Raw genomic sequence first — 12363 nt, 5'->3', positions numbered from 1 at the left:
CTGGCATTCACTCATGCCATGGGAGTTCAAACGTTTTAAAAGTGTCTTATTAATTTTGAAGACTCAGCATCTGCAAAAGATCAAACTGAATACTTGCAGGAAAGCCGAGCTAAAGGTTCATGATTTTATAATCAAGCTTTATTGTCATAACAGCCTGTATTTTGCATAAAAAAGCCTGACGAATCAGGCTTTTTTACTTAACTATAAAACTTCATTATTTATTGTCAGGTAGTGCATAGGCAACCAAAGAGTCACCCATTTTGGTACCGAAGGAACCATGGCCACCCGCCATAATCACAACATACTGCTTACCATTGGCTTCATAAGTCATTGGCGTCGCTTGACCACCTGCAGGTAGACGACCTTTCCACAGCTCATCACCATTAGTCACGTTGATCGCACGGATGTAATTGTCTTGAGTTGCACCGACAAACATCACATTACCTGCAGTCGAGATTGGACCACCTAACATTGGTACACCCATTTTAAATGGAGGCAATGGAATGCCCGGCATACTGTCACGAATCGTACCGATACGACGTTTCCAAGCGATTTCATGATTGGTCAGATCAACACCAGCGACATAACCCCATGCAGGTTGCTTACATGGCAAGCCGAATGGAGACAGGAAGGCACTGATTTCAACACCATAAGGCACGCCATACATTGGTTGTACGCCCGCTTCAGTTCCTGCACCTTTGGCAGTTTTCTCACGGTTAGGATCCGCAGGAATCAAGCGAGTCACAAATGGCAAACCAATCGGATTGGTCAATGCAATTTGACGGTCTGGGTTGACTGACATGCCGCCCCATTCGAATACACCGAGGTTACCTGGGAATACTAACGTGCCATTTTCAGATGGAGGTGTATAAATACCATCATAGTTTAATTTCTTGAACGATACACGACACATCAACTGGTCAAACATAGTGGCACCCCACATGTCTTTATCCGTCAATTTATCTTTAGGTGCCAGGTTAAAGTCAGAGAATGGTTGAGTTTTTGAATACCACTCGCCCTTAGTTTGCGGACCACGTTTTACTGACTGAGGTACTGGTTTTTCAGTAATCGGAACGATCGCTTCACCTGTACGACGGTCTAACACAAAGGCATTACCGGTTTTGGTCAGCACATAGATCGCTGGAACCATGTTCCCGTTTTTGTCTTTGATATCAGTTAATGTCGGTTGAGCTGGTACATCCATATCCCAAAGGTCATGATGGGTCGTCTGGAAGTTCCAGATCAATTTACCAGTTGACGCATTCAGTGCCAGCATTGAGTTCGCATAACGCTCATCTAGCTCAGTACGGTGACCACCGTAGATATCCGGTGTACCTACACCTGTTGGTACATAGACAATATCCAACTGTGCATCATAAGCCAATGGTGCCCATGCATTTGGCGAATTGTTTACAAATTTTTGTCCTGGAGCTGGAATCGCGTTTGGATCTTCTGCGCCAGTATCAAATACCCATAATAATTCACCGGTATTTACGTCATAACCACGGATCACACCTGAAGGTTCTTCAGTTGAGTAATTATCAGTGGTTGAACCCGCGATAATGATGGTTGTACCTGTAATTACTGGAGGTGAAGTCGGGTTATAACCGCCTGGATATGGGAATGGCATATCTTTTTGCAGATCAACTTCACCATTGTTACCAAAGTCAGAACATACTTTACCCGTAGTCGCATTCACTGCAACCAGGCGTCCATCATTGACTGGTAAGATCACTTTTTGAGGACATTCAGCAGAAGTTGTTGAGCGTGCAGCCAGACTGCTTTCAAAACCTGCAGTATTGTTCGCATCATAATAAGATACGCCACGACAAGTTAAATGCTGGAAGGTATTGTCCGCTTTCAGTTTAGGGTCGAAACGCCATTTTTCCTTACCAGTTGCAGGATCGAGTGCAATCAGATATTGGTGAGTTGAACACATGAACAGGTTGTTCCCCACTTTAATTGGAGTCACCTGATTGGTCGTTTCACCAGAGTCTTTATCTGTTTTAGTATCGCCAGTACGGAATTCCCAAGCCAGTTCAAGATCTTTTACGTTTTCAGAATTGATCTGTTTTAATGGAGAATAACGTAAACCTGACTGAGTACGACCATAAGCAGGCCAGTCTTCATCGGCAATACCCGGAATGGCTTGATGGACTGCAGGTTGTTGTGATTTTAATTCGCCACGGATTTCTTGCGGGTCATTAAATACAGAATAAATCATGACAGCAATCGTAATTGCCAGAGAGCCTGTCAGCGCCATTTTTGCCGCTTTGCTGTCACCAAAACCGCGAGTCACTGCAGGAATCAGCAGAGCCAGACCAAACAGGCCTAAAATATCTAGACGTGGTGCCAGTGCAAAGAAGTCTGAACCCACTTCCCAAAGACCCCATACCACTGTACCAAGGACCAATACTGCATAAACAATAAGGGCTGTGCTTTTACGTTTTTGTAATAACACGGCTGTCGCCAGGAAGAACAGACCGGCAATGATGTAGTACCAAGACCCACCAAGTGTTGCCAGATATATTCCTCCAAATAGCAGAACCAAACCGAAAATGGCAGCAATAGCTGCCAGAATCGTTTTCAGTACTGAACCTGAAGACGAAGTATTCATATTGAACACCTTTTTTTTGATTTCTTGAACGTCTAAGCACTTAAGCGGCATAGACACCATATTGTTAAGTTCTTAGTTATAAATACATGAATACTTGGAGTATCAGTTCATCAATGCCCCAAAGTAATGGAAGAATCAATTGTGTATTTGCAACTAAAAACTCCGATTAGAACGACGTATTAAACTTAATTCCACCCACCCAGACATTTTCACCGTCTTTATATGCACCGACATGATGGACATATTGCAGGTTTGGACGGATGGTCAGCCAGTTAGTTGCATGAATGCCGTAATAGATTTCCGCATCGACTTCTTCACTACGGTTACCCAATACATCATTGTTCATATTGATACGGGCAACACCCAAAGCGATTTCATCCTGTGGACGGGCATCCATCGCACCTTTGTAGACAAGACCGATATTTTGCATATCACTAACTTGGTTGGTTTTAGAGTCATGAACAGTGACGTTCACGAAACCGCTTAAACCACGTGATGTATCCCCTTGATGTGAAGTCAGCTGTTGCTTAGCTACAATCCAGCCCCCGTGATGATGACCTTTAGCATCTGAATTTGTATCAATGACATCTACATCAGCGGTGCTGTAGTAATAACCAGCACGATATTCACCTGGCAGTTTTTGCTCACCCAGTTTCGGTGTCCAGACCACTTCTGCAGGAATGATCGCGCCTTTAGAGCCGTCTGTGCTCAGGTTAAAGCCTTTGCCACGATTCTCAGCATTTTCAGGATTGTATTCATAAACCCCTACCTGAGTATAAACTTCCGGGGTAACGTTATATTTAACCCGCGCAGCCCATTGAGAAACTGGCCAGTTATACCATTGATCTCCTACCCAGTTACCCACTTGTGAACCACACAATGCCAGATTCTGGAAATCACAATCGAAACTGTTAAAGTCTTCACCTTCACCAAAACGACCGACTTTCACATCGAGTTTTTGATCCAGGAATTGTTTCTTGATCCAGAAATCTGTAAGACGCCAGGTTTGACCACGGCCCCATACTTCCTGTACTGAACTTAAATGACCATTTGCTTGATCAAGTGACTGACCATTTAATGCTTCAGAAGTATTGGAAAGGTTACGGCCATCGCGATGCGTCACGGTAATTTGAGCTTCAGTGTCCTTCCAGCCGGCAATTTTTTCCAAGTCTAGATGAGCACCCAGGTTTAACTGACCGGTATATTCTGTGCCATGGCTATTTGAGCGTTTCGCGTCAAGTAAAGTCGCCATTTCACCTGTATATCCAAAGCTAAAATCATAGCCCTGCTCTTGAAGCTGGATACGTTGACCATTCCAGTCACCCAACATCCACGGACTTTCTGCACTAAATGCATCAGCGGCCTGGGTAGTTGTATTTGCCAATAGCAATCCAACTAAGGATGTATAGACAGCCTTAGATAAGGGAGAAATAGACATTAAATGCTTCACCTTAATCACGTTTTTACTAAATATAGTACACTAATTTAATTTTTTAGTTTCAAATAATGAAGGAAAAGTATTAATAATGTTATGAAGTTTAGCTAATCTAATCCTTTTGTTAATTTTAATTTAAGAAAATTTTAAATTTTAAATTCAATAATTTAAGAGAAAATAAATATAATATTAATAAAAATAATACCACCTATAAATAATTCTTCTACATCAGTTCTTTTGTACAAAAAATTACCAATTCGAATTGCGTAACAAAAAAACATTTAGTCTTTTGTGCATTTTTCATACTGAAACTTGATGGTCATCGCCTTTCTATTCTTGAGTTTCTTAGCGAGGAAAATTGAAAAAATCTGGTTTTATAAAGGTATCTATAATCATTAAATGAGATAAAGAGTGATCTATACTAAATAAATAAAGTTTAAATATATGTAAAAATTAAAATTATTGGCTCTTTATAGTTGATTATAGATGTATATTTTCTTAATCCTTTCTATCAATATTCTCGTTAACCACTTTATATTGGCTTCATCTTTTGATGAGTTAATTGTAAGTAAAATGAGTCATTATAAATAACTTAATTGAATCGCTACAAAATATGTAATGATTCGAGTTTAAAACCAAATAAAAAATATTCTAATAATAATTATTAAATTTAAAAACAATAATTTGTATCAATATAAATATATTATTTATTTTAGAATCTACCGAAATATCTTCCTTTATTCCTACTTGCAATTAAAGCTTTTCAGTCACATGATTAAGTGATCAAGGCTGCATATCAAGTGAGTAAAATCATGACGCCTGAACAACGCTTCCAGGCCATTTTGGCCCAATCCAAGCAGCATGATGAAGAAAAATCCCAGCGCTCAAAGCTGGAAAATAATCTGATCGTGCTCAGTCATGAACTGAAGGAACTCGCAGAACGCATTGAGGAACAAGTCACTGATCTCATCTTCGCTGAAATGGATCATTTTCTAGAATCTCAAGGCTGGAATTCAGAATTTATTAATACCAGAAATAAAAGATATACCCTGAATGAAAAAAATATTTATCTCAGCGCGCTTAAGCCAGCGATTGGAAAATTTTTATTTGTGATTAAGCATGACCTGTTTGAAAATACTGAACATCAGGTGGAAGCCTGCTTTAAGGATAGTACGACCTTGAGTCATTTTAAAACTGCCATGCAAGGTGGAGATCTTAAAAATGATATCCCGATCAAGGCGCTTGAAGAATGGTTAAAAGGCTTGCAGTTGACACTGCAAAAATTAAAAGCTGAAAGTAACAACCTTCAGGCTGATGGTCTGACCTATGAAGTGATCAAGGTCGGTCAGATCCATCATAAAAGACTGCCTAACTTTATCGAAGCCTTTTTATCCATTCTGGAGCATAGATAAGTCTGTTTAAAGTTAGGGTTGGTTTTTAAACTTTATTTACAGGCGCTGTAATTCATTGACCGCACTTCCCTGTTCTGCGAGCCATTTCGTGCGTCGCTGGAACAAGGCTGGAGCAGCCTGATTGACCTGATCAATTAAGATTTGCAGATCAGCACGTACCAGTTTCCGGTTTTCTACTACCACTTGGCCATTCACCATCGTCATATGTACATCCTGCCCTTGTACTGCATGCACTAGGTTGGTATGTAAATTAAATAACGGGCCTTGATCGATCAAGGGGGTCATTCTTGGAGTTGCAATATTTACTGCAATAATATCGGCAAGTTTTCCAGCTTCTAACGAACCAATCTGATCCTGCATACCTAAGGCTTTGGCACCTGTCCGAGTTGCCATCTGACAGACTGACCATGAATCGAGTGCTGCGGCATCCAAACCGGAAAACTTCGCCAGTAAAGAAGCAGTTTTCATTTCTTCAAACATGTCTAAATTATTATTTTCTTTCTCTCCATCAGTACCCAATCCTACAGCAATGCCATGTTTAAGCATTTTCGTAATGGGTGCAGCCCCAGAGGCGAGTTTCATATTCGAGATCGGATTATGTGCGACACCAACATTATAGTGTTTTAAGATTTCGATCTCTGCTGAATTGGTCCAGACACAATGCGCTAACAGGCATTGAGGCACATCCAGCATACCCATTTGCTCCAGCGTCTGGATCGGGCGCACGCCATAACGTCGAAGGTTTTCTTCGACATCAAACTTGCTTTCATTGCTATGCGTGTGAAAGCCAGTCTGATATTCATGACACATTTTCTGAATACGTACCAAGGCCTTTTCTTCAGCATAAAACAGATGTTCCAGCCCAACCCAAACATGAATTCGCCCATTTGCAGCTTGATGCCATTTTTGAATTAAAGCTTCATTGCTGTTGAGGGTTTCAAAATAGTTGTGATCTGGATGTTCAGCCACATAGGGCACCAGCACTGCACGTATACCGAGTTGCTGTGCTGCCTCGGCACTACCCTCCATATAACGCCACATATCCACAATGGTAGTCGTGCCGGATAGCAGCGCTTCGGCATAGCAGAGATAAGAGGCAATTTTGGCATCTTCCGGAGTCACTACCCGATGCATCGGGTCAATAAACTGTTGCAACCAGTCCCAGACTGGCAGACCCTCGGCTGTACCGCGTAGCAGGCCTGAGTGGCAGTGGGTATTAATCAAACCCGGCATCAATAAACTTTTGGGATACTGAGTAACTGCAGCTTCAGGATATTGCTGAGTTAATTCCTGTAATGTTCCTACCTGTTTAATGAGAGCACCATCTTTAATACAGTCCAGGTTGGAATTCATGGTCAGGACATAATCTGCGCTTATAATTTTCATAAAGTAATTCCTGAGATTTGTCCGATTAAAGGCTAAAGGTTTTGCCGAGTGATGCTGGTAAATTGAGTTTCAATAACTTCTTGTCACGTGAAATGAGGACTAAGACGACAATCGTTGCAATGTATGGCAATGCCGATAACAGTTCATTCGGTACTTCTAGACCCAGAGCCTGGGCATGAAACTGTAAAATCGTTACACCACCAAACAGATAGGCACCCAACATCAAACGCGTTGGTTTCCATGCAGCAAAAACGACTAAAGCAATTGCAATCCAGCCACGTCCTGCGACCATATTTTCAATCCACATCGGCGTATAAACCGTAGATAAAAAAGCACCACCAATACCTGCCATCGCACCGCCAAACATGACTGCACCATAGCGAATCGCTAGCACGTTATAGCCCATGGCATGTGCACTTTCTGGAGATTCCCCAACAGCTTTCAGTAACAGGCCTAAACGGGTTTTACTCAGTACCCACCACACCAGCACAAAAGCAAGAATGGACAGATACACCACATAGTTTTGCTGGAACAGGACTGGCCCTATGAATGGAATATCAGCGAGTCCCGGAATTTTTAGGTTTTCCAGACCCGGTAAGGCCGTACTGACATAATTCTGTCCTAGAAAGGCTGAAATCCCGATCCCAAAAATAGTGAGTGCCAGACCACAGGCGGATTGATTGGTGCTTAAAGATAAGGTAAAAAATGCAAAAATCAGTGCCATCAATGTGCCTGCCAATCCGCCCATAAATAAGGCGCTGGCGACACTGGCTTCATACTGGCTAGCGAAAGCAAATCCAGCAATGGCACCGACCAGCATCATGCCTTCTACCCCAAGATTGATGACACCGGTACGCTCTGCTACCAGCTCACCCAGCCCGGCAAAGATCAATGGCGTTGCCGCAGCGACAGTTCCGGCAACAATTGCGGTTAATTCAATACTCATGTTGTTATCCTTCTTCTGTCTGGTTCAGGCTGCTTGCGCAGTGGTCATGGTTTTTTTGACTTTCTTTTTGGCAAAACGGTAGCGGTTTTCAATCAGGGCATCTGAAGCCAGCAGGAAAAATAAAAGCAGGCCCTGGAAAATTCCGGTAATGGCGACTGGGAGCTGCAACTGCATTTGTGCCAGTTCACCACCTAAATAGATCAGCGCCATCAGGAAACCTGAAAGTACGATTCCAATTGGATTTAATCGGCCAAGATAAGCCACAATAATGGCTGCATAACCATAACCTGGTGAGATATTCGGATTGAGCTGGCCGATTGGACCTGCTACTTCACAGATTCCGGCAATCCCCGCCATCAGGCCTGAAATTCCCAAACTTAACCAGATAGCTTTTTTAGCTGAAAATCCTGCATATTGAGCTGCCAAAGGTGCCTGACCACTGACTTCCAGTTTATAAGCCATCAGACTCTTACGGATAAAAACCCAGAACAGCACCACTGCGATGATTGTGATAAAAATGGAGGCGTTAATCCGTGTGCCTTCCATAATCAGCGGCAGGGTCGCGCTTTCCGAGAACATTACGGATTGTGGAAAGTTCATGCCATCTGGATCACGCCATGGGCCATTAACCAGATACATCAGTAGAAAAAATGCCACATAGTTCATCATTAAGGTGGTCAGGGTTTCTTGTGCATTAAAATGGGTTTTTAGCAGCGCTGGAATCAGACCCCAAATTGCACCACCAATCGCACCCATAATCACCATTAAAGGTAAAATCCACCAGCCGATCTGCTCATGAAACAGGATGGCAATACCACCGCCAAAGATGGCCCCCATAGCCAACTGCCCCTCGGCACCAATATTAAACAGACGGGCACGAAACCCAACAGCCAGACCCAAGGCAATTAAAATCAGCGGACTGGCTTTAATTATCAGTTCACTCAGATTATAGACTGAAGTCAATGGCTCAATAAAAAAGATATATAAAGCCTGAGCAGGATTCACCCCAAGCATTAAAAACAATAGGCTACCTACTACCAGCATGGCGAGTAATGCAAGCACGGGTGAAAGCCATTTCATCAATTGAGAAGGATGTTCTCTAGGTTCTAATAAATGCATATTTACACCTCTTCTCTACGCATGTACTTCATGGACAGGCTCGGACTCAGCTAATATTGCTGGATCTGCCTGAATACCTGACATGAGCAGGCCAATCTGTTCTGCATTGGTATTTTTAGCCGGAACAGGTGCTGACAGCTTTCCACCAGCCAGAACACAAATCTGGTCGCTAATTTCAAACAGTTCTTCCAGCTCTTCTGAAATCACTAAAATCGCAACACCTTGACGAGAAAGATCAATCAGGGTTTGACGGATAAACATCGATGCGCCGACATCAACGCCCCAGGTTGGCTGGGAAATAATCAGCACTTTGGGCTGTTGCAGGATTTCACGCCCTACAATAAATTTTTGCAGATTCCCACCCGAAAGGCTGCGGGCTTCAGCTTGTGGTCCTGCAGCTTTTACCCCGAATTTTTCGATACATTGCTGGGCAAAAGCGACAGTTTTCTCAAACTGGATAAAGCCCCATTTGTTTAAACCCTGACGAAAAGCAGTCAATAAAGTGTTTTGTGCCAATGTCATATTCGGCACAGCACCCCGACCTAAACGCTCTTCCGGAACAAAGCCCAAGCCTAGATCACGTCGCTGGCCTGCACTGAGTTCAGAAATATCATGATCTAGTAGAAAAACCTGACCTCTTTTCGCCGTTTGCTCACCTGAAAGCAGTACCAGTAATTCAGATTGACCATTACCCGAAATACCGGCAATGCCCAGAATTTCACCCGAATTCAGGTTGAGTTGAATATTGGATAAGGACACGCCAAAAGGATCATCAGTTTCGTAATTCAGGTTTTTCACCAGAAACAGCGTGCGATGTTCGCCTGTATATTCAGCATGCGCATAAGTCGGCAATTCCCGGCCAATCATTAATTTGGCCAGTTCACTGGTACTGTTTTCAGAAGGCAGTACATAGCCGGTGACTCTACCATTACGCAGAATCGTCGCTTCATCACAGAGTTCTTTGATTTCATGCAATTTATGGCTGATATAAAGAATTGAGACACCTTGCGAAGCCACCAGTCGCAAAGTTTTAAATAACTGACGTACCGCTTGTGGAGTTAAGACTGAAGTCGGTTCATCTAAAATGAGTAAGGACGGATTTTGGAGTAGACAGCGGATAATTTCGACCCGTTGTCGCTCACCAACCGATAAAGAAAAAACTTCACGCCGTGGATCTACCGGCAAGCCATATTGTTCTGATACTTCGGTAATTTTAGCCGCTAAGCTTTTTAGGTCTATTTTCTCATCCAGACCTAATAAAATATTTTCAGCCACGGTCATGGTTTCAAATAGGGAAAAATGCTGGTACACCATGCCGATGCCCAGTTTTCTGGCCATCGACGGACTTTCTATCTGTACTTCTTTGCCATTCCAGACGATATGACCGCTATCCGCTTTGGTCGCGCCGTAGATGATTTTCATCAAGGTACTTTTACCAGCACCGTTTTCACCCAGGATGGCATGAATTTGCCCAGGTTGGACTTTTAGATTAATACTGTCATTTGCTTTCAATGAGTTATAGCTTTTGCTGATATTAATCAGCTCCAGTCGTGGAATTTGCTGCTCATTGAGCGATGACGTTTCGATGTCATTTGACATGTGAGGCAGATCGCTCATAACTCAGTCTCCACTCATTTTGGCCCAGTCCATAAAGTGATTCATGGACTGGGGAATGATTTTTCAGGATTTACTTTCTTTTATTTTTAAGTCATACACATAGTGAAAGAATTATTTAGGTAATGAACCTTCAACCCCTTTCACATAGAAGTTCATTTTTCCAAGCGCTTCATCTGTCATTTTGCTGCCTTTGGCAATCACCAAAGTTCCATCCTGTTTATAGATTGGGCCCTGGAATGGATGTAATGTGCCTTTATGAATCGCACTTTGTGCATTTAGAGCGGACTGTTTCACCTTGGCAGGAACAGCAGGCCCGAAGTTTTCAATTTTCACTGCATCCTGTTTTACGCCATACCAGAGAGCGGCAGGTTTCCAGGTTTTATTAGCCACTTGCTGCATGGCTGGGGTATAAATTTTTTCCCAGTGCAATACTGAAGCAGCCAGATGTGCTTTAGGACCAAATTTGCTCATGTCTGAATCCCAGCCGAAGGCATACACCCCTTTTTGCTGCGCGGCTTGCACAACTGCTGGCGAATCTGTGTTTTGCATCAGCACATCAGCTTTTTGAGAAATCAGCGCCAAAGCCGCATCACGTTCTTTACCCGGGTTAAACCATGAGTTCACCCAGATGACTTTGGTTTTGACTTTAGGATTGACGCTTTGTGCACCCAAGGTATAGGCATTAATATTACGAACCACTTCCGGGATCGGGAATGAGGCTACGACACCCAAGGTATTAGTTTTGGTGGTTTGCCCTGCCACTACACCCAGCATGTAAGCCCCTTCATAGGTACGTACATCATAGATGCCTAGGTTTTTCCCCTGCTTATAACCGGTCGCGTGCATGAATACGGTATTTGGGAACTGTTTCGCGACTTTTTCCATCTGGTTCATATAACCAAAAGAGGTCGCAAAAATCACTTTATTGCCCTGCTGTGCCAGATTACGAATCACACGTTCAGCATCGGCCGTTTCAGGTACATTTTCGATATAAGTCGTTTTGAATTTTCCGCCCAGAGCTTTTTCAGCTTTAATACGCCCCTGATCATGTGAATATGTCCAGCCATGGTCACTGGTTGGTCCAATATAGACAAATGCAGCTTTATCGACTGCAAAGCTCTGACTGCTGATCCCCAAACCCATAATTGCAGCCGCAATTACAGGCAGTGAAAATTTTTTCATTATCTTTTTATGTTTGGACATATTCAGCATAAATTGCCTCCGTGAATGCCATTTGAGTTTTATAAATAGCGGCTTTAAAAGATCTGAATCGACATCAAAAATTTTACTGATTGCTATATTTCTATTAATTAGCAACTTCTATTCCAATTCGGTTCAAAAAATAGAACAGGTGGATTGCAAGACACTTATAATTTTTAGAATGATCTGTTCTTTTATTTATTTTTATAAATTACAATTATTTACTACCAAGTATTGAGTATAAAAAAGTTGAACAGTTAAGAATATAAGCCGAGAAATATAGATTTCAATCTAAGTCAATGAGCAAAGCTGCTAGAAAACCAGACTCAGCTGAAGAGTGGAAAATTAACAAGATTGAATATTTAAAAATTCTTGTGATTTTCTTTTGATCTGCGCTAGATAAGTGCGTTAGCTCTAAATCGTGTGCGCTAATAAATGGCGTATAGTTAGCAATATACTGAATAGATAAAAATGGATTTTTAAAAATAGAAAATTAAATTTAGCAAAGTAAGTTGAAGAAAATACAGAAACTGGATTGCAGCATTTTAAATTGAGCTTACAATCCGGAAAATCTGTTTTTATGATCTTATAAATAAAAATGAAGCAGGATTATAAAAAGAATAATTTCAAA

The 12363-nt window shown here is 42.1% G+C and carries 8 protein-coding genes; 1 reads left to right on the top strand and 7 read right to left on the bottom strand.

What is annotated here, in order from left to right; all coding sequences use genetic code 11:
- Positions 1-214: 214 nt before the first annotated feature.
- Positions 215-2617: a glucose/quinate/shikimate family membrane-bound PQQ-dependent dehydrogenase gene (locus AC4MBN_RS06855; protein ID WP_491880902.1), complete on the bottom strand. Its 2403-nt coding sequence runs from the start codon at positions 2615-2617 to the stop codon at positions 215-217.
- A gap of 166 nt (positions 2618-2783) precedes the next feature.
- A complete protein-coding gene (locus tag AC4MBN_RS06850; RefSeq protein ID WP_491880901.1) occupies positions 2784-4055 on the bottom strand; it encodes a carbohydrate porin in 1272 nt (423 codons plus the stop codon).
- 797 nt (positions 4056-4852) lie between these two features.
- On the opposite strand from AC4MBN_RS06850, the gene AC4MBN_RS06845 reads away from it, so the two are divergent.
- Positions 4853-5464, top strand: coding sequence for a hypothetical protein (locus AC4MBN_RS06845; RefSeq protein ID WP_153561942.1), 612 nt, complete (start codon positions 4853-4855; stop codon positions 5462-5464).
- 36 nt (positions 5465-5500) lie between these two features.
- Here AC4MBN_RS06845 and AC4MBN_RS06840 read toward each other — a convergent pair whose 3' ends face one another.
- From AC4MBN_RS06840 to AC4MBN_RS06820, 5 genes are all read right to left on the bottom strand, one after another.
- Positions 5501-6850 (bottom strand): amidohydrolase family protein, encoded by a 1350-nt coding sequence (locus tag AC4MBN_RS06840; RefSeq protein WP_491880900.1) that lies wholly within the window; start codon positions 6848-6850, stop codon positions 5501-5503.
- A gap of 25 nt (positions 6851-6875) precedes the next feature.
- Entirely contained in the window at positions 6876-7796 is a 921-nt protein-coding gene (locus AC4MBN_RS06835; RefSeq protein ID WP_491880899.1) for an ABC transporter permease, read from the bottom strand.
- Between the two features lie 24 nt (positions 7797-7820).
- Positions 7821-8915 carry an ABC transporter permease gene (locus AC4MBN_RS06830; RefSeq protein WP_491880898.1) on the bottom strand — a complete coding sequence of 365 codons (1095 nt, stop codon included), beginning with the start codon at positions 8913-8915 and terminating at the stop codon, positions 7821-7823.
- Positions 8916-8930: 15 nt separating this feature from the next.
- Positions 8931-10532: an ABC transporter ATP-binding protein gene (locus tag AC4MBN_RS06825; RefSeq protein WP_491880897.1), complete on the bottom strand. Its 1602-nt coding sequence runs from the start codon at positions 10530-10532 to the stop codon at positions 8931-8933.
- 111 nt (positions 10533-10643) lie between these two features.
- Positions 10644-11675, bottom strand: coding sequence for a BMP family ABC transporter substrate-binding protein (locus AC4MBN_RS06820; RefSeq protein WP_491880947.1), 1032 nt, complete (start codon positions 11673-11675; stop codon positions 10644-10646).
- Positions 11676-12363 lie beyond the last annotated feature (688 nt).

The organism is Acinetobacter sp. CAU_H_60, from assembly GCF_058599385.1.
This window is presented reverse-complemented; position numbering and strand designations above follow the sequence as displayed.

What these genes read in the sequence shown, in the direction of transcription:
- AC4MBN_RS06855 (WP_491880902.1), bottom strand. Translation starts at nt 2,617, where the DNA reads ATGAATACTTCGTCTTCAGGTTCAGTACTGAAAACGATTCTGGCAGCT.
- AC4MBN_RS06850 (WP_491880901.1), bottom strand. Translation starts at nt 4,055, where the DNA reads ATGTCTATTTCTCCCTTATCTAAGGCTGTCTATACATCCTTAGTTGGA.
- AC4MBN_RS06840 (WP_491880900.1), bottom strand. Translation starts at nt 6,850, where the DNA reads ATGAAAATTATAAGCGCAGATTATGTCCTGACCATGAATTCCAACCTG.
- AC4MBN_RS06835 (WP_491880899.1), bottom strand. Translation starts at nt 7,796, where the DNA reads ATGAGTATTGAATTAACCGCAATTGTTGCCGGAACTGTCGCTGCGGCA.
- AC4MBN_RS06830 (WP_491880898.1), bottom strand. Translation starts at nt 8,915, where the DNA reads ATGCATTTATTAGAACCTAGAGAACATCCTTCTCAATTGATGAAATGG.
- AC4MBN_RS06825 (WP_491880897.1), bottom strand. Translation starts at nt 10,532, where the DNA reads ATGAGCGATCTGCCTCACATGTCAAATGACATCGAAACGTCATCGCTC.
- AC4MBN_RS06820 (WP_491880947.1), bottom strand. Translation starts at nt 11,675, where the DNA reads ATGGGTTTGGGGATCAGCAGTCAGAGCTTTGCAGTCGATAAAGCTGCA.